At 44.0% G+C, this 18,787-nt stretch carries 19 protein-coding genes and 1 pseudogene; 15 read left to right on the top strand and 5 right to left on the bottom strand.

Annotation, left to right across the window (positions count from 1 at the left end):
- Positions 1-14: 14 nt before the first annotated feature.
- Complete coding sequence (locus tag CJU60_RS15225) at positions 15-935, bottom strand: LysR family transcriptional regulator (protein ID WP_095714215.1); 921 nt, start codon at positions 933-935, stop codon at positions 15-17.
- Between the two features lie 155 nt (positions 936-1,090).
- On the opposite strand from CJU60_RS15225, the gene CJU60_RS15230 reads away from it, so the two are divergent.
- The 13 genes and pseudogenes from CJU60_RS15230 to CJU60_RS15290 all read left to right on the top strand — a co-directional run bounded on the left by CJU60_RS15230 (position 1,091) and on the right by CJU60_RS15290 (position 12,633).
- Positions 1,091-1,627 (top strand): GNAT family N-acetyltransferase, encoded by a 537-nt coding sequence (locus tag CJU60_RS15230; protein WP_024122480.1) that lies wholly within the window; start codon positions 1,091-1,093, stop codon positions 1,625-1,627.
- A gap of 13 nt (positions 1,628-1,640) precedes the next feature.
- Positions 1,641-2,453, top strand: a complete 813-nt coding sequence (locus CJU60_RS15235; protein WP_095714216.1) for an amino acid ABC transporter substrate-binding protein — start codon at positions 1,641-1,643, stop codon at positions 2,451-2,453.
- A gap of 21 nt (positions 2,454-2,474) precedes the next feature.
- Complete coding sequence (locus CJU60_RS15240; protein ID WP_024122478.1) at positions 2,475-3,284, top strand: amino acid ABC transporter substrate-binding protein; 810 nt, start codon at positions 2,475-2,477, stop codon at positions 3,282-3,284.
- Positions 3,285-3,305: 21 nt separating this feature from the next.
- Positions 3,306-4,025, top strand: coding sequence for an amino acid ABC transporter permease (locus tag CJU60_RS15245; protein WP_024122477.1), 720 nt, complete (start codon positions 3,306-3,308; stop codon positions 4,023-4,025).
- A gap of 30 nt (positions 4,026-4,055) precedes the next feature.
- Positions 4,056-4,763 (top strand): amino acid ABC transporter permease, encoded by a 708-nt coding sequence (locus CJU60_RS15250; protein ID WP_095714217.1) that lies wholly within the window; start codon positions 4,056-4,058, stop codon positions 4,761-4,763.
- Positions 4,760-5,539 (top strand): amino acid ABC transporter ATP-binding protein, encoded by a 780-nt coding sequence (locus CJU60_RS15255; protein WP_095714218.1) that lies wholly within the window; start codon positions 4,760-4,762, stop codon positions 5,537-5,539. The genes CJU60_RS15250 and CJU60_RS15255 overlap by 4 nt, the downstream gene beginning before the upstream one ends.
- Positions 5,536-6,541 (top strand): annotated as a pseudogene (locus CJU60_RS15260) (LLM class flavin-dependent oxidoreductase). Before CJU60_RS15255 ends, CJU60_RS15260 begins: the two are co-directional and overlap by 4 nt.
- Before the next feature lie 12 nt (positions 6,542-6,553).
- Complete coding sequence (locus CJU60_RS15265) at positions 6,554-6,835, top strand: glutaredoxin family protein (protein ID WP_095714219.1); 282 nt, start codon at positions 6,554-6,556, stop codon at positions 6,833-6,835.
- On the top strand, positions 6,832-8,160 hold the full coding sequence (locus CJU60_RS15270) for an LLM class flavin-dependent oxidoreductase (protein ID WP_095714220.1): 1,329 nt from the start codon (positions 6,832-6,834) through the stop codon (positions 8,158-8,160). The genes CJU60_RS15265 and CJU60_RS15270 overlap by 4 nt, the downstream gene beginning before the upstream one ends.
- 28 nt (positions 8,161-8,188) lie before the next feature.
- Entirely contained in the window at positions 8,189-8,890 is a 702-nt protein-coding gene (ribR, locus tag CJU60_RS15275; protein ID WP_095714221.1) for an RNA-binding riboflavin kinase RibR, read from the top strand.
- 22 nt (positions 8,891-8,912) lie between these two features.
- Positions 8,913-10,130, top strand: coding sequence for an amidohydrolase (locus CJU60_RS15280; protein WP_095714222.1), 1,218 nt, complete (start codon positions 8,913-8,915; stop codon positions 10,128-10,130).
- A gap of 73 nt (positions 10,131-10,203) precedes the next feature.
- Positions 10,204-11,106, top strand: a complete 903-nt coding sequence (locus CJU60_RS15285; RefSeq protein ID WP_024122469.1) for a sulfite exporter TauE/SafE family protein — start codon at positions 10,204-10,206, stop codon at positions 11,104-11,106.
- A 207-nt stretch (positions 11,107-11,313) separates the two neighbouring features.
- Entirely contained in the window at positions 11,314-12,633 is a 1,320-nt protein-coding gene (locus CJU60_RS15290) for a CBS domain-containing protein (RefSeq protein ID WP_024122468.1), read from the top strand.
- Between the two features lie 19 nt (positions 12,634-12,652).
- Here CJU60_RS15290 and CJU60_RS15295 read toward each other — a convergent pair whose 3' ends face one another.
- Positions 12,653-12,955: a YtpI family protein gene (locus CJU60_RS15295; RefSeq protein WP_095714223.1), complete on the bottom strand. Its 303-nt coding sequence runs from the start codon at positions 12,953-12,955 to the stop codon at positions 12,653-12,655.
- 130 nt (positions 12,956-13,085) lie between these two features.
- Here CJU60_RS15295 and nrnA point away from each other — a divergent pair, with 130 nt between their 5' ends.
- Positions 13,086-14,027 carry a bifunctional oligoribonuclease/PAP phosphatase NrnA gene (nrnA, locus tag CJU60_RS15300; protein ID WP_024122466.1) on the top strand — a complete coding sequence of 314 codons (942 nt, stop codon included), beginning with the start codon at positions 13,086-13,088 and terminating at the stop codon, positions 14,025-14,027.
- Positions 14,028-14,044: 17 nt separating this feature from the next.
- Here the strand turns inward: nrnA and CJU60_RS15305 are convergent, their stop codons facing one another.
- The 3 genes from CJU60_RS15305 to ytrH all read right to left on the bottom strand — a co-directional run bounded on the left by CJU60_RS15305 (position 14,045) and on the right by ytrH (position 15,178).
- Entirely contained in the window at positions 14,045-14,236 is a 192-nt protein-coding gene (locus tag CJU60_RS15305; protein WP_010335284.1) for a YtzJ family protein, read from the bottom strand.
- 100 nt (positions 14,237-14,336) lie between these two features.
- The gene (gene ytrI / locus CJU60_RS15310) at positions 14,337-14,840 is read right to left on the bottom strand and encodes a sporulation membrane protein YtrI (RefSeq protein ID WP_024122465.1); all 504 of its coding nucleotides are present in this window, start codon (positions 14,838-14,840) and stop codon (positions 14,337-14,339) included.
- Complete coding sequence (gene ytrH / locus CJU60_RS15315; protein WP_024122464.1) at positions 14,837-15,178, bottom strand: sporulation membrane protein YtrH; 342 nt, start codon at positions 15,176-15,178, stop codon at positions 14,837-14,839. The genes ytrI and ytrH overlap by 4 nt, the downstream gene beginning before the upstream one ends.
- Positions 15,179-15,318: 140 nt before the next feature.
- On the opposite strand from ytrH, the gene dnaE reads away from it, so the two are divergent.
- Positions 15,319-18,666: a DNA polymerase III subunit alpha gene (gene dnaE, locus CJU60_RS15320; protein ID WP_095714224.1), complete on the top strand. Its 3,348-nt coding sequence runs from the start codon at positions 15,319-15,321 to the stop codon at positions 18,664-18,666.
- Positions 18,667-18,787: the final 121 nt, after the last annotated feature.

An 18,787-nucleotide genomic window follows, 5' to 3' on the forward strand; every position in this document is an offset into this window, starting at 1 on the left:
GTCATTTCTGCCATTTATAATTCGGAACTGACCGCAGTTTTCAGCTCTTGGCTGCGCTGATGGAAGCAGTTGTTAATTCGATCAATTAAGTCCTTTGTCGCGCTGTCAAAATGTTTTTCTTTTCTGTTTGTTAAAAGCCCTATAGGCGGTGATATGTCTAGATTGATAATGGGGATGACTTTTGTGCCTTTCAGCGGTTTAGAATGTGCCGTACTGGTGAAGATTGAAATACCAATGTTTTCTCGCACGTAATATTCATGTGCCATGCTGCTTGTGAGCTCCATTTTCTTGTAATGATTACTAAATGCCTTATGCAAGTGCTGTTCAATTTGAATACGAATGGGGCAATTGGCAGGCGTAAATATAAAACATTCGCCTTCTAAATCAGATAAATGAACAGCTTTTTTCTCAGCGAGCCGATGACGATCAGATACAATTAAATTTAAAGTGTCATAAAAAAACGGGTGGTAATAATTTTCAAGAATCAGTTCCGGTTCGCCGCAGACTGCAAAGTCAATAGTGCCGTCTAAGAGCTTTTGGCTGCAGGTATTGGCGTCATCTACGTTTACATTAACCGTTATCTTTGGATAATCATTTAAGAAATCCCTCAGAATATCAGGAAATATGAAGCTTGCAGTCGGCTCTGAAATGCCTACATTGATAATGCCGGCATCCCCTTCCTTTAAGTCGGAAAGAGTGTGCGTAAGCGCCTCGTATTGAGTTAAAAGATCCCCTGTTTTTTCGAAAAAGAGTCTTCCGGCTTTTGTCAGCTGCAGGTGTTTTCCCCGTTCAAACAATTGCACGCCTAAATCCTGCTCTAATTGCTTCATGCGCATCGATATTGTCGGCTGTGAATAGTTTAATATTTCCGCAGCCTTATAGAAGCTTCCGAATGTAACAATCGTATGAAACGTTTTAATTGAGCGAAACTCCAATGTGCTTCTCCCCCTGTCTTTTCATCATTACATTTTCTGAACTCAAGGATTATTTTTTTTGATTAGTCAAACATGAAAGTATGCTTTATAGTATAAACAATAAAAGCTTAGTAAACAAATAGGAATTGTATATTTTGTGGAGGAGAGTGCTCAAAATGAGTGAGGATATTTTTCGATTGGCAACTGTTGAAGATGCACCGGAGTTTTTAAAACTGGTTAACAGCGCCTTTCAGCCAATTCGGCAGCTGGATATTGATTGGCCTTCCACAAGAGCTGACATACATATGGTGTCAGAAAATATCAAAAATCATTCAGCAGTTGTGCTGGAGCGGGACGGGAAGCTCATCTCAACAATTACCATCCGGTTTCCATGGGAGAATGAAGCGCCCCCTTCAAAATATCCATTTGTATGGTGGTTTGCAACGCTGCCGGAATATAAAGGGAAAGGCGTCGGCAGTAAGCTGCTGACGTATGTTGAGGAAAAAGTGCTGCGGGATATGCTGAAGGCACCGGCGCTGACGCTTGGCACCTCGGCGCGCAAGCATCCGTGGCTCGTCGATATGTACAGAAGGAGAGGGTATGAAGTGTATTTTGAGCAGGAGAAAGATGGGGATATAGGTGTCATGATGCATAAGGTTCTGATTCCGGAACGATTTGAGCCGTCGCTTTTAGGCACCCCCAGCTGGGCATAATGAGAGGCAGCCTATGAATAAGCGAATGAGAATAGCTTTTCTGCTGTCGGTGTTTGGATTACTGGCTGGATGCGGACAGGAAACAAACGGGAAAACGGATAGTCAGGCTCAAACGATTATTGTCGGCACTGGGACAGATTTTCCGAATATTGCATTTTTAAATGAAAAAGGCGATTTGACCGGGTACGACATTGAAGTGATGAAAGCCATCGATAAACAATTGCCTCAATATACCTTCGAATTTAAGACGATGGATTTCTCAAATCTTCTGACGAGTCTTGGAAATAAAAAAATTGATGTGATCGCCCACAATATGGCCAAAAACAAAGAGCGCGAAAAACGTTTTTTGTATCATAAAGTGCCGTATAACTATTCGCCGATGTATATCACCGTGAGAGAGGATAATAACAAGATTCATACATTAAAAGATTTACACGGAAAAACAGTCATTGTCGGTGCCACATCAAATGGAGCGGATTATATCACGTCGTACAACAAAGCTCACGGCAATCCGATTCATCTGAAATACGCCGGGCAGGGAAGCAATGACACGGCCAATCAAATTGAAACCGGCCGTGCCGACGCAACCATATCCACACCGTTTGCGGTCGACTTTCAAAATAAAACGCACGCTTTCCGTCAAAAGACAGTCGGTGATGTGTTATTGGATACTGAGGTATATTTCATGTTCAATAAAGGCAGTCAAACCTTAGCTGATGATACGGATCAAGCCATTAAAAAGCTGGAGAAAAACGGAACGTTAAAAAGGCTGAGTCAAAAATGGCTCGGCGCAGATTACTCAAAATCAAGTTTTAAAAATAAATGAAGCTGAAAATGAGGCGATAAGATGAGGACAAAAGCAGCTGTCATGACAATATTGTTTGCCGTTACAACAGTCCTTTCGGCTTGCGGCGGCAGCCAAACAACGGGGGCTGGAGAAAAGAAGGTGCAGACGATTACGGTCGGAACCGGGACTCAATTTCCGAATATTTGCTTTATTAATGATGATGGCGATTTGACCGGTTATGATGTCGAGCTGGTTAAAGAGATTGATAAGCGTCTGCCGAATTATAAATTCACTTTCAAAACGATGGAATTTTCCAACCTGCTTGTCAGTCTCGGCCAGCATAAAGTCGATATCGTGGCACATCAAATGGAGAAAAGCGAAGAGCGTGAAAAAAAGTTTCTCTTTAACGAGGTCGCCTACAATCATTTCCCTTTAAAAATAACCGTCCTTCAAGATAACGATACCATTCACGGGATTGAAGATTTAAAAGGGAAACGGGTCATTACAAGCGCAACCTCAAACGGCGCGCTTGTGTTGAAAAAATGGAATGAGAAACATGGCGACCCATTCGAGATTGCCTATGCGGGCCAAGGTTCAAACGATGCCGCGAACCAGCTGCAGTCAGGCCGTGCCGACGCGACAATCTCAACGCCTTTTGCAGTGGATTTTCAAAACAAAACGAGCGCGATAAAAGAAAAAACGGTCGGTGATGCGCTCTCCAATGCCAAAGTGTATTTTATGTTTAACAAAAATGAACAAACATTACGTAAAAACATTGACAAAGCATTACAGGAAATCATTGATGACGGAACACTGAAAGAGCTCAGTTTAAAATGGCTGGGCGACGATTATTCCAAGGAACAGTATTGAGTATAAAGAGAGGGAGCCGTGATGGAAAAAGCGTTTGATATCAGCATGATTGCAGATTTTGTACCGACCTTAATCGGCTATCTGCCGGTTACATTATACATTTTAACGCTGTCATTGCTATTCGGGTTTGTATTGGGGCTCTTTTTAGCGCTGCCCCGCATCTATAACTTTCCTATTGTAAATCAATTTGCAAGAGTGTATATCTCGTTTTTCAGAGGTACACCCGTTATGGTGCAGCTTTTTATCGTGTTTTATGGCATACCGGCGCTGACGGGGGTGATAGGGATTGATACATCAAAAATGGATCCGTTTTATGCCGCTGTTGCAACATACGCGTTAAGCAATGCCGCAGCAGCAGCTGAAATCATTCGAGCAGGGGCGGGCAGTGTTGATAAAGGCCAAACGGAAGCGGCGTACAGTATTGGTCTCAGCGGAAGGCAGGCTTTCAGGCGCATCGTTCTGCCCCAGGCCTTTGTGCAGGCTTTTCCGAATATGGGAAACATGGTGATCAGCTCTTTAAAAGATACGTCTCTTGCTTTTTCAATAGGTGTGATGGATATGTCGGGAAGGGGCCAAACACTGATTACCTCAAGCAATCATTCTCTTGAAGTGTACATTGCGCTATCTGTTGTTTATTATGCCGTAGCAGTTTTATTCGAAAGGTTCTTTACATTGGCCGAAAAACGAATCAAGAAGGATCAAAAACGACTTGTTACCGTTTTTGACATGAACATACATTGAAATATGTACGGGGACTAGGAGGGGAGAAGATTGCAATTTGACTTTCCATTTATTGCTTCCGCCATGAAAGAAATGATAAAAACCATTCCGCTGACATTGATGATGGCTGTTTTGCCGATCATCCTCGGATTTCTTGCGGCACTTGGAAATATAATGGTCAGAATTTTTAGAATAAAGGGATTGGCGGCTTGTTCAAGGCTTTATGTGTCATTTTTTCGGAGTACACCTGCCATTCTCCATATTATGCTGATTTATTTAGGCGTGCCGGCGATTGTGGATCGTGTCAGCAGCTTTTTTCATCTCGGCTGGTCCGCCAATGAGATTCCGGTCGCCGTGTTTGTGGTCATGGCTTTGTCTTTAACTGCTGGTGCTTATTTAACAGAAATTATCCGGTCGGGCATCTTGGCAATGGATACCGGACAGGTCGAAGCGGCCTATTCAATCGGCCTGACGCACGGTCAAACCTTTCGTCGAGTGATATTGCCGCAGGCGCTGATGGTTTCAATCCCTAACTTCACAAATTTAGGCATCGGGTTTTTGCATACGACCTCTATTGCAGCTATAGTGGCTGTTCCTGAAATAACAGGGACAGCGACTATCGTTGCTTCTGATAATTATGCATTTTTGGAAGCCTTTATCGGAGCGGCGATTATCTATTGGGTGCTGACTCTTATGATGGAAACCGTAAATGGAATATTTGAGAGGAAGGCATCCAGATTTCAAGGAGGCACTTTATGATTGAGATTAAAAATATTCATAAGCGTTTTGGCATGCACCAGGTATTAAGAGGAATAAATCTGACTGTGCACAAAGGAGAAGTTGTGACAATTATCGGTCCAAGCGGGTCAGGGAAAACCACCTTTTTACGCTGCCTTAATTTATTAGAAAGGCCGGACGAAGGGATCATCTCTTTACATGACAAAGTGATTAATTGCAGTTTTCCGACAAAAAAAGACACTCGCTGGCTCAGAAAACAGACAGCAATGGTATTTCAGCAATATCATTTGTTTACTCACAAAACGGTGATTGAAAATATCATGGAGGGTTTGACGGTAGCCCGGAAAATGAGAAAACAAGACGCGTATGCCATAGCAGAGAACGAGCTGATAAAGGTTGGGCTTCAAGACAAATTGAACGCTTATCCGAGTCAATTATCGGGAGGGCAAAAACAAAGAGTTGGAATAGCGAGGGCGCTTGCCATTAATCCTGATGTGCTGCTGTTCGATGAGCCGACAGCTGCGCTTGACCCAGAGCTGGTCGGCGAAGTTCTTGAGGTCATGCTCGATATTGTGAGGACCGGAGCCACTATGATCATTGTTACACATGAAATGGAGTTTGCGAAAAGAGTTTCAGATCAAGTTGTTTTTATGGATGAGGGCGTCATTGTTGAACAAGGAACTCCGGATGAAGTCTTCCGCCATACGAAAAAAGAAAGAACAAAGCGGTTTCTCCGCCGTGTTTCGCCGGAGTATTTATATGAAATAAAAGAACACATAAAGGAGCCGGTGATATGATCCGCTTAAGTATATTAGACCAAAGTCTGGCAGGTGAAGGAGAAACCGCAGCCGATACATTACAGCATACGGTGAAGTTGGCGCAGATGGCTGAAGAGTATGGATATTACCGTTTTTGGGTCGCTGAACATCACAACAATAGTGATATTGTCGGCTCCGCTCCTGAAGTTCTTTTAGGGTATCTTGCCGCAAGCACAAAGACCATACGTTTAGCATCCGGCGGCGTGATGCTGCAGCATTATAGCCCTCTACAAAGTGGCGGAGCAGTTTCATCTATTGTCTGCATTAGCTCCCGGACGCATTGACCTTGGAGTAGGCAAAGCGCCCGGCGGTTTTCAGCTGTCGACAGACGCTCTGCAATATGAATATGTAAAACCGGCGCGCAAGTTTGAAGAAAAGCTGGAGGATCTCACTCATTTCATTCGGGATGATTTTCCAGATGCCCACTGTTTTGCGCAACTGCGGCCGGCACCGCAGGCTGAACACAGGCCGGGACTTTTTCTGCTGGGGGGAAGCACAGAGAGCGCAATTTTAGCTGCAAAACTGGGAATATCTTTTGTCTTTGCTTACTTTATTAACGGTGAAGAGAAAGTGCTAAAAGAAGCCCGCCGAGCCTTTGACACGCATCTGCCAGCAGGCTCTGAAGCGGAATTTCACCTTGCTCCCGCTGTTTTTGCGGCGCGTACAAAGGAAGAGGCACAAAAACATATTGAGTCGCGTGAATCGATAAAAGTGATTTTGCAAGATGGGAGGAGAGTGAATGTCGGTACCCGCGAACAAGCCGAAGCCTATCTTGAGAACGTCAGCCAGCCCTATGACATCATCGTCCAAAAAACCGGGGTGATTGCCGGAACGAAGGAAGAAGCGGCGGACGAATTAAAACGTTTATCAGACACATACAGAATTAACGATTTTGTCATTTTTTCACCGATCAAAAATGCAGACGAAAAACGGCTGTCTTATCAGCTGCTGAGTGATGCAGTTCTAGCCGCAAAACAATAAGGGGGATAAAACATGAGCGATTTTGTCAACGTTGTGGTTTGGAGTAAGAAAGGCTGTGCATATTGCGAAGAAGTCAAAAATTATTTACATGAAAAAGCAATAGCATTTCAAAATATCGATGTTTCGGAGAAGGAAGAGCTGAGAGACATTTTACAGGTGAAATACGGAGTACGCCACGTTCCTGTGGTAGAAGTTGGCGGCGGTAATCGTTATGAAGGGATTACTGAAATTGGTATTAAAAATCTTGAGCTTGCACTTGCCAATTACGCTCAGATAAAGGAGGAAAAAAGGTGACGCGAAGAAATGATATACAGTTTGGAGCCATTATTCATGGGGTTGGGGGAACAACTGACGGCTGGCGTCACCCTGAAGTCGATCCTTCCGCAAGTACAAACGTGGAATTTTACAAGCAAAAGGCTCAAACAGCTGAAAAAGGCTTGTTCAGTTTCATTTTCATTGCAGACGGCTTATTTATTTCTGAAAAATCAATTCCCCATTTTTTAAATCGATTTGAACCCATCACCATATTATCGGCGCTTGCGTCCGTCACAAAAAACATTGGTTTAGTAGGTACGTTCTCTACTTCTTTTACTGAGCCATTTACGATTTCAAGGCAGTTAATGTCGCTGGACCACATCAGCGGGGGGAGGGCTGGCTGGAATCTGGTTACTTCTCCGCAGGAAGGAGCTGCACGCAATCATAGCAGAACCAGACTGCCAGAACACACCGAGCGTTACGTTATTGCACAAGAGCATTTGGATGTTGTGCGTGGTTTGTGGAATTCCTGGGAGAAGGACGCATTTATACACAATAAAGAAACAGGGCAGTTTTTTGATCCGGCAAAGCTTCATCGTCTGAATCACAAAGGAGAATATTTTCAAGTAGAGGGGCCTTTAAATATCGGGCGCTCAAATCAGGGAGAGCCTGTCGTGTTTCAAGCGGGTTCTTCAGAAACAGGCCGTCAATTTGCGGCCAAAAATGCAGATGCGATTTTTACCCATTCCAATTCATTAGGCGAGACAATCGCATTTTATGCGGATATTAAAAAGCGGGCTGCCGCTCAAGGGCGCGACCCTTCCAGCGTGCTAATTTTTCCGGGAATCAGCCCGATTGTGGCAGATACGGAAGAAGAAGCAGAGAAGAAATACCGGGAATTTGCAGAATTGATTCCGATTGAGAATGCAGTTACTTATTTGGGGAGATTTTTTGATGATTACGATCTGAGTGTGTTCCCGCTTGATGAACCGTTTCCCGATATTGGCGAAGTTGGAAAGAATGCTTTTCAAAGCACAACAGATCGAATTAAGAGAGAAGCGAAAGCCAGAAACATGACACTACGGGAAGTGGCGCGGGAAATGGCTTTTCCAAGGACTCCATTCATCGGTACACCAGAGCAGGTCGCCTCCTTGCTTGAGACTTGGTTCAAAGCCGAAGCTGCTGACGGTTTTATCATCGGGTCGGATATCCCGGGAACACTTGATGCCTTTGTAGAAAAAGTGATTCCGATTCTTCAAGAAAGAGGGCTGTACCGCAGAGACTATAACGGCGGGACATTGCGGGGAAATCTTGGGCTTGATACTTCGGTTCATCATCCTTTTGTACATTCATCAAATCATTAATAGGAGAAGCGGGAGGAGGATGACTTTTTTGGCAATCATTGCAGGTACGGTTGTGAAAGGAAAACAGTTGGGCAGAAAATTAGGATTTCCCACAGCAAATATAGAAACCGAAATAAACGGGCTTCCTAACGGCGTTTACGGGGTTCTGGCGGCGATCAACCAGCAATTTTATTTAGGGGTTATGAATATCGGAGTGAAACCAACGATTGGTCCTAATCTGAAAAAAACCATTGAGATTTTTTTGATTCACTTTGATAGGGAGATCTACGGAGAACATACGGAATGCAGCATTCTCTTTAAAATAAGAGATGAAAGAAGGTTTTATTCTTTGGAGTCACTAAAAGAGCAAATCAAAAAGGATATTTCATACGCTTCCAAACGCTTTGAACGTATGGGAATTGCATCTCAAAATAAAGAAAGCCTGCTCTCACACCCTGAGTTAAATCTTCCGGACCTCAGCTTTTACAAGAAGTGTAACAGTTTATACGGGATCAACCGCGGTGTATACAATGTGATTGACAATTGGTTTTTTGAGTATGGTATTACACAAGTTGCATATCGGCGTATATATATTTTATCTTTTTTAAGCTTTTTGCAGGCAGAGAATGAGAACCCTCCCAGTAAGTGTGTAAAATTTGGGCCGGGCGGTCTTGCATTTAAATTGAGCCGTTTTATTACTGCTTATATTGAAGAGACTGGAGATCTTGTGATGTTAAAGGCAGATAGGTAAAGAGCTGAAAGGAGGAGAAAACATGCCTTTAGATTATTGGAGCAATATAGAAGGGGCATACCCATATCAGACAGCAAAAACAATTGAAGATGATAGCGAGCATAATCCATTGAATCTCTTATCGCTTGAAAAAGAGCTCATCGCAATACGCCGGCATCTGCACCAATACCCCGAGCTGTCAAAAGAAGAATTTGAAACAACCGATTTTATTGCAAAATGCCTTGGAGAAAAGGGCATACCAATTCGTCCTACATCATTAAAAACAGGTGTATTCGCAGATATAGCAGGGGAGTCAGAAGGTCCGGCCATTGCTTTGAGGGCTGATATTGACGCGCTGCCAATCGAAGAAAAAACAGGGTTGCCCTATGCATCTAAAAAGAAAGGAATCATGCACGCGTGCGGCCATGATTTTCACACGGCAGCGCTTCTTGGTGCGGCCTTTTTGCTAAAGGAAAATCAAGATAGCCTGAAAGGAAAGGTTCGTTTGTTATTCCAGCCGGCTGAGGAATCAGGCGCAGGCGCTGCAAAAGTGATAGCGGATGGCCAATTGGATGGCATTGAAGCAGTTATCGGTCTTCACAACAAACCCGATATACCGGTTGGCGCTGTAGGGTTAAAAACAGGCCCTCTTATGGCTGCTGTTGACCGATTTAAAGTAGCGATACAAGGAAAAGGCGCTCATGCAGCATTGCCGCATAATGGTTTTGATCCTATTGTCGGCGCCTCTCAGCTTATCGTCGCCCTGCAAACGATTGTAAGCAGAAATGTAAATCCGCTAAAAAGCGCGATTGTAACTGTAGCGAAAATCGAAGGCGGCAGCACATGGAACGTCATCCCCGATACAGCGGTGATCGAAGGCACTGTTCGAACATTTGATTCAGAGGTTCGGGAACAAGTGAAGCAGCGTTTTCTGTCTGTTGCAGAGCAGATTTCTTCTGCTTTTTCTTTGAAGGCGAATGTGAAGTGGATTTCCGGACCGCCGCCGCTTTGTAATGATACAGCAATAACTGAAATCGTAAAAGCTGCTGCTCATAAAGCACAGCTTCAGGTCATTTCACCCGACCCATCCACTGCCGGGGAGGATTTTGCTTACTATTTGGAGCATATTCCCGGATCCTTTGCTTTTTTTGGAACCGGCGGTGATCATGATTGGCATCACCCGGCATTTACAATTGATGAAACTGCCATTATAAAAGCCTCTTATTTTTTATATGAAAGCGCTAGAAGATTATTAGGATAATGAACGCAGGAATGAAGAGTCAGAGATGGTTTGCTTTGAGAAAATATTTGATTGATACAGACGAGGTGTGCTGATGAAGAAATTAATTGTTTTTGCATTTATAGGCTTGTTATCGCAGTTAATAGACGGTTCGTTAGGTATGGCTTATGGTGTTACCTCAACTTCGCTGTTATTAGCTTTCAGCATAACGCCTGCTGTTGCTTCGGCTTCTGTCCATTTAGCGGAAGTCGTCACGACTGCCGCATCAGGAGTGTCACATATTAAATTTGGAAATGTTGACAAACAAACTGTTTATCAGCTTGTCATTCCCGGTTCAATAGGGGCTTTTTTAGGCGCTGCATTTCTCAGCCATTTACCCGGAGATGTGGCGAAACCCTATATTTCTTTGTTTCTGCTCCTGCTGGGCGGATATGTATTGATAAGATTTTTATTTCAATACAAGCCTGCACTTGAGAAAAAACATGTGCCGTTAAGCAGAAAACAATCCATTCCCTTAGGAGTGATCGCCGGTTTTGCAGATGCCACAGGAGGAGGTGGCTGGGGCCCCGTCACCACTCCGATTTTATTATCCCGAAAAGGCCTGAGTCCGAGGAAAGTAGTAGGAACTGTAGATACTAGTGAGTTTGCCATCGCAGTATCTGCAACTGTCGGTTTTCTTGTTTCATTGGGATGGGAGGATGTCAATTGGTTATGGGTGTGTTCGTTAATGGCTGGCGGAATTATCGCGGCCCCTATCGCAGCATGGCTCGTACAGAAATTTCACCCGCAATTGATGGGTGTGCTTGTAGGAGGATTTATTATATTAGTAAATGCGAGAACATTGATAAATGAATGGATTGAAAACACAGCTGTTTATCCATTTATCTATACGGCGATAGGAGCAATATGGCTGTTTGCTGTTTTATTTGTTTTATCTAAAATAGGGAATAAAAAGATTGTAAAAGCAGCAGTTGACATCAATATAAAAGAAAAATAAAGACATTGTTTTTATAGATGTGAAAGGAATCACGAAGGCCAGGCGCTTGCGGGAAGTCTGAATGATGGATTCGTTCTTCAGCACCCAACAGAACACTGCGCTGTAAGAAGCCGGGCAGGCTTCCTTTTTATTTTCCTGCCTCATTGCGAATCAATCATCCGAGCCCTTATAATAAAAGCAGAAGACTGTCCCTTAGAGGTGAAAGGTTTGGCAACTAAGCATGAACAAATTTTAACATATATTGATTCGCTGCCTGTCGGTGAAAAAATTTCTGTGCGGAGAATCGCAAAGGAAATGAAAGTAAGTGAAGGCACGGCGTACAGAGCGATCAAGGAAGCAGAGAATAAAGGCTTTGTCAGTACGATTGAACGTGTCGGAACAATCAGAATTGAACAAAAGAAAAAAGAAAATATCGAAAAGCTTACATATGCAGAGGTTGTAAACGTCATAGACGGACAAGTGCTCGGAGGCCGGGCCGGACTCCATAAGACATTAAATAAATTTGTCATAGGCGCAATGGAGCTGGATGCGATGATGCGGTACACGGCAGCCGGAAATCTTTTGATTGTCGGAAATCGAATCAATGCACACAGACAGGCGCTTGAGGCAGGCGCCGCTGTACTTGTAACGGGCGGATTTAACACAGATGACAGCATCGTGCAGCTGGCAGACGAGCTTGAGCTGCCGATTTTATCCACGAGCTATGACACCTTTACAGTCGCCGCTATGATTAACCGGGCGATTTATGACCAGCTGATCAAAAAAGAAATCGTTCTGGTGGAGGACATTTTAACGCCCGCTGACCGTACGATATATCTTTCACCTAAGGATAAACTTGAAAAATGGTATGAGAAAAATTTTGAAACGGGCCATGGGCGTTTCCCGGTTGTCGACGAACAAATGAAAATCCACGGGATCTTGACTTCGAAAGATATCGCAGGTCACGACCGGAATGCACCCATTGAAAAAGTCATGACAAAAAATCCGGTTACGGTTATTGGAAAAACGTCTGTCGCCTCAGCGGCGCAAATGATGGTATGGGAAGGGATCGAAGTGCTTCCCGTCACTGACGGACACCAAAAACTGATTGGCATGATCAGCCGCCAAGACGTGCTGAAAGCTCTTCAAATGATTCAAAAGCAGCCTCAAATCGGGGAAAAGCTTGATGATATCGTCTCAAGAGGATTTAAAGATGAGGATGAGGATAAACAGGATCAGACGGTTTATCAGTATGAAGTAACGCCGCAAATGACAAATCAGCTGGGGACGATTTCTTATGGCGTGTTTACGACCATTTTGACGCAAGCAGCCAATCGGTTTTTGCGCTCGAAAAAACGCGGCGAACTAGTGATAGAAAGCATCACCATTTTCTTTTTGAAGCCTGTGCAGATGGAGTCGGTCATCGAAGTCAAGCCGCGCATTTTAGAGGCTGGAAGAAAGTTCGGAAAAATGGAAGTTGAAGTGCACAGCCAAGGCCATATCGTGTCTAAAGCAATGCTGATGGTTCAGCTGATGGAAAGAAGCTAAGGGACGTCTCAGGCGCCCCTTACGCGTGATCTCTTTCAGCTTCTTTGGCGTGAAGGGGATTGTAATGGCTGTAGGCTTTATAACCTGCCCATGCGCTTCCGGCTCCGATGACGATAAAGATGCCGCCGATTACTAACGTTAATACTGAATGGAATAATATCATTTGATTGAGTCCGTAAAACAGCACCATCGATCCTAATGCCATGCTAGATTTTGCTGAAAAGATTTCTTTTTCCAAAGATTGCTTTGCCCGTACGCCTTTTACTTTATAGTACACATAAAAGCAGGCTGAAAGCCCAATCAAAAAAACAAGAACCAGCATAAATGAAATCCTCCATCGTAAAAGTTTACAAACCCATTCTATACAAAAACGGGCTTGGTTTTGACGTTATTTTTCTTTTCCGTCGGCAGAGAATGTGATTTAATGAAAAAAAACAATAAAGGAGTATCAAATGAAAACTGAATTGATCAGAACCATATCATTATATGACACGATTATCTTACATAGACATGTGCGCCCTGACCCGGATGCCTACGGATCTCAGTGCGGACTTACGGAAATCCTGCGTGAAACGTATCCTGAAAAAAATATTTTTGCGGTCGGCACGCCAGAACCGTCCCTCTCTTTCTTATATACCCTCGATGAGGTGGACGATGAAACATATAAAGGCGCCCTTGTGATCGTCTGCGATACGGCAAATCAGGAAAGAATCGACGATCAGCGTTATTTATCAGGCGCCAAACTAATGAAAATCGACCACCATCCGAACGAAGATCCTTACGGCGATCTTCTGTGGGTCGATACGAATGCAAGCTCAGTAAGTGAAATGATTTACGAGCTGTATTTAGAAGGAAAAGAGCACGGCTGGAAGCTGAATACAAAAGCCGCAAAGCTGATCTATGCCGGCATTGTCAGTGATACCGGACGCTTCTTATTTCCCAATACAACGGAAAAAACATTAAAATATGCAGGCGAGCTTATTAAGTATCCGTTCTCTTCTTCAGAGCTGTTTAATCAATTGTATGAAACAAAACTGAATGTGGTGAAGCTTAACGGCTATATCTTTCAAAATGTGTCTTTGTCTGAAAATGGCGCTGCTTCTGTTTTCATCAAAAAGGATACTCTTGAAAGGTTCGGCACAACGGCTTCTGAAGCGTCGCAGCTTGTCGGGACGCTTGGAAATATCTCAGGTATTCGCGCATGGGTGTTTTTCATAGAAGAAGACGATCAAATCAGAGTCAGATTCCGTTCAAAGGGGCCTGTTATTAACGGACTCGCCCGGAAATATAACGGCGGAGGGCATCCTCTGGCTTCAGGCGCCTCCATTTACAGCTGGGATAAAGCGGAACAGATTTTAGCTGATCTGGAGACGTTATGTAAAGAACACAAGTAGAGGGGAGACCCTCTCTCTTAGTGTTCATCTGTGACGGGGATGAACCAGCAGCCGAACTCAGTAAGGTCCTCGTAGACTTGGAGATTGTGAGATTGAAGTTCTTTTTTGATGAGGGAAGCGAGTGAGTTTGTTTCGGCATATGCAGAAAAACCTTGTCTGAGTCGGGCTGCTTGATCTTTTGCTAACTGACGGTCACTGTAAACCTCCATTTCCCTTCCTCCTCCTTTCGCTATTAAGCCTCATTTATAGTTTATAAAAAAGAATGGGAAAAAGCGACAGGAGTTTGAAAAATTTAAAAAAATTCCATATTTACGTCGCGAATGATATTTCGATTTCTACCGAAAGCCTTGTGTAAATAATTAATTCCTTGACGGCTGCCTCATATTTTTTTTCATTGATCGTATAGACTTTATTTTCAATTGTCCGTTTTAAAAGCTCCTTCGTTTTATAGACGCTTTCTATATCCTTTGTAATGACCTCTGAAATATCATCCTTTACATGCTCCTCGAATTTTGTTTTATCAGGCTGCGAGATTTTATATTTTTCTCCATTCAGCAATTTGACATCGACGCTTTGAATAAGCAGTTTTCTTTTATTGTCTTCATTTAGTTTGTGGAGGTCTTCCTGATAGATGGAAATTTGGTCGTTCAAGTCTTTGACGTGCTCTTTTTGTTTTTCGATGAGGGAAACCTGCTCCTCCTGGAATGTTCCGTATGTAAACAGGAAAAAAAACCAGCTGATCACGGCTCCGCACATCATACCTGCAAAAAAACGCTGCCATCCCGGTTTCTTGTAATGCTGCGGCACTCTCATGAAGAAATATGCTCCTGCGTCAGCCATGAAATAATAAGCCAGCCGCTTTGCGCACCGCCCATGGCCGAGATAATGAGAAGAATCTGCTTGAATAAATCTCTCGTATTGCCTTCAAGGATACCCCGTTCAAAGCTGTATACCGCATCGAATGTACCGCCGATAGCGGCGACCAGCGCCCATATTTTTAATCTGTTCGCAAGCTTTGTAATAACCGTAAGCGGGGCTTCGCCTGCCAAATATGCTCCAAGGCCTCCGATGAGTGCGCCTCCGATCAGCACCCCTAATGCTATAAAATAACTGTTGATAAAATTTACCATAAAACCAGCTTCCTGATCCATCTTGATCACCTCACCTTTTATATCATATTGAGCATTCGGGACAAGTATGATGACGACTCGAAAAAGAACGTTTGTTTCTTTTGAAAACCCGACTTATAATGAAGAAAGAAATGGATCGTAATGGAGAAAGAGGTGATAGCATGTCTTTTGTTCACCTGCAAGTGCATAGCGGGTACAGCCTGCTAAACAGCGCCGCGGCTGTGGAAGAGCTCGTCAGTGAAGCTGACAGGCTCGGATATGCGTCTTTGGCGCTGACAGATGATCATGTCATGTACGGAGCTATACAATTTTATAAAGCATGCAAGGCGAGGGGGATCAACCCGATTATCGGCTTGACGGCTTCTGTTTTCACAGATGATGACGAGCTCGAAGCCTACCCTCTCGTCCTGCTGGCAAAATCAAATACAGGCTATCAAAACCTGCTGAAAATCAGCAGCGTCCTGCAATCGAAATCAAAAAACGGCCTGAAGCCAAAATGGCTTAACAGCTATCGCGAAGCCATTATTGCGATCACCCCCGGCGAGAAGGGCTATATTGAAATGCTGCTTGAAGGAGGGCTGTTTGACCAGGCCGCTCAAGCCGCACTTCATTTTCAGTCTATATTCGGAAAAGGCGCTTTTTATTTATCCTTTCAGCCGTTTAAAGAAAATAAATTCTTATCTGAGCAAATCCTCCGGCTGTCTGAAGAAACGGGAATTCCGGTCACGGCGACAGGCGATGTTCATTATATAAGGAAAGAAGATCAGGCTGCCTATCGCTGTTTGAAAGCGATAAAGTCAGGTGAAAAACTCACTGAGGCATCAAACGAAGAGATGCCGGATCTCGACTTGAAATCCATTGATGAAATGCGTGTTATATACCAAGAGCATCCTGAGGCATTGCAAGCATCTGTTGAGATTGCAGAACAATGCCGGGTTGACGTCAGCCTCGGTCAGACCCGCCTGCCGTCATTTCCGACTCCAGACGGTACATCCGCGGATGATTATTTGACGGATGTTTGTATGACAGGGCTTCGCAGCCGCTTCGATACACCAGATGAACAGTATATTCGACGTCTTCAATATGAACTTGATGTCATCAAGCGGATGAAGTTCAGCGATTATTTTCTGATCGTATGGGATTTTATGAAGCACGCCCATGAAAAAGGGATTGTGACAGGACCGGGAAGGGGTTCTGCGGCGGGATCGCTCGTGGCTTATGTCCTCTATATCACGGACGTTGATCCGATCAAGCATCACCTGCTGTTTGAAAGGTTTTTAAACCCGGAACGAATCAGTATGCCGGATATTGATATCGACTTTCCGGATACGAGAAGGGACGAGGTCATTCAATACGTTCAGCAGAAATACGGCGCAATGCACGTCGCCCAGATTATTACCTTCGGGACGCTGGCGGCAAAAGCGGCGCTTCGGGACGTCGGAAGGGTATTCGGTGTAAGCCCGAAGGAAGCGGATCAGCTTGCGAAGCTCATTCCTTCAAGGCCGGGCATGACCTTGGATGATGCGAGAAAGCAATCGCCGGAGCTGAATAAGCGACTCAGTGAGTCAAGTCTGCTTCAGCAAGTGTTTACGATTGCCAGAAAAATAGAAGGTCTTCCGAGACATACGTCAACCCACGCGGCCGGCGTTGTCTTAAGTGAGGAACCGTTAACTGATGTTGTCCCGCTTCAGGAAGGACATGAAGGGATCTATTTAACGCAATACGCGATGGATCACCTCGAAGATCTGGGCCTTTTGAAAATGGATTTCTTGGGCTTGCGCAACCTGACACTCATCGAGTCCATCACTTCAATGATTGAAAAAGAAAAAAATATTAAAATAGATCTTTCGAGTATTTCTTATCAAGACGAAAAAACATTCTCCCTGCTGTCAAAAGGGGATACGACAGGGATTTTCCAGCTTGAATCCTCAGGAATGAGAAGCGTTTTGAAAAGGCTTAAGCCTTCAGGATTAGAAGATATTGTCGCGGTAAACGCACTGTACCGGCCCGGCCCGATGGAAAATATTCCGTTATTTATCGACCGTAAACACGGGCGCGTGCCGGTTCATTATCCTCATGAAGATTTAAGAGGGATATTGGAAGATACGTATGGCGTCATCGTTTATCAGGAGCAAATTATGGTGATTGCTTCGCGTATGGCAGGATTTTCTTTAGGCGAGGCGGACCTGCTCAGACGTGCAGTCAGCAAAAAAAAGAAAGACATTCTTGACCGAGAGCGAAGCCATTTTGTTGAAGGGTGCTTAAAAAAGGAGTATTCTGTAGACACTGCAAATGAAGTCTACGATTTAATCGTCAAATTCGCAAACTATGGCTTCAACAGAAGCCATGCGGTGGCATACAGCATGATCGGCTGCCAGCTTGCGTATTTGAAGGCTCATTATCCTTTATATTTTATGTGCGGATTGCTTACAAGCGTCATTGGCAATGAGGATAAAATAGCTCAATATCTTTACGAAGCGAAGGGGAGCGGGATTCGTATCCTTCCTCCGTCAGTGAACAAAAGCAGCTATCCGTTTACAGTTGAAGACGGAGCTGTCAGGTACAGCCTCCGTGCGATAAAAAGTGTAGGCGTCTCAGCAGTCAAAGATATATATAAAGCAAGAAAAGAGAAACCATTTGAAGATCTTTTCGATTTCTGCTTTCGCGTGCCGTCAAAAAGCGTAAATCGCAAAACGCTTGAAGCACTCATATTTTCTGGCGCAATGGACGAATTCGATCAAAACCGGGCTACGCTGCTCGCATCGATTGACGTTGCGTTAGAGCATGCCGAGCTATTCGCCGCGGACGATGACCAAATGGGATTGTTTTTAGAAGAATCGTTTTCCATTAAACCGAAGTACGTGGAAACCGAGGAGCTTCCGCTTGTGGATATTCTTGCATTTGAAAAAGAAACGCTCGGTATTTATTTTTCAAATCATCCGCTCTCTGCCTTTCGAAACCAGCTGACAGCGCGAGGAGCGGTACCCATTCAGCAAGCTCAGCAGGCTGTTAAAAAGCAGGTTTCACTCGGTGTCCTGCTGTCGAAAATCAAAACGATTCGGACAAAAACAGGTCAAAACATGGCGTTTTTAACGTTAAGTGATGAGACCGGCGAAATGGAAGCCGTTGTGTTCCCTGAACAATTCAGACAGCTTTCCCCGGTTTTAAGAGAGGGCGCTCTATTGTTCTCAGCAGGGAAATGTGAAATCAGGCAGGAAAAAGTCCAGTTTATTATGTCCAGAGCGGAATTGCTGGAAAATATGAATGCTGAAAAAGCGCCATCGGTTTATATGAAGATAGAAAGCAGTCAGCACAGTCAGGAGATCCTGACAAAGATCAAGCGCATTTTGCTGGAGCATAAGGGGGAAACCGGCGTTTATCTCTATTATGAAAGGCAAAAACAGACGATAAAGCTTCCTGAGGCGTTCCATATCGATGCGGATCACCAGGTGTTATACCGCTTAAAAGAGCTGTTAGGTCAAAAAAACGTCGTTTTAAAACAGTGGTAACCATTCGCTTTTTGTTATACAATTGGAGCAATTATGTTACTCTGTTTAAATATTCTGATAGATCAACTCCGCAGAATGCAGCAATCAATGCAGCAGCATACGAATCAAAAAATTCCATTAA

It is taken from the genome of Bacillus sp. 7705b (assembly GCF_002289525.1).
GTDB lineage: Bacteria > Bacillota > Bacilli > Bacillales > Bacillaceae > Bacillus > Bacillus halotolerans.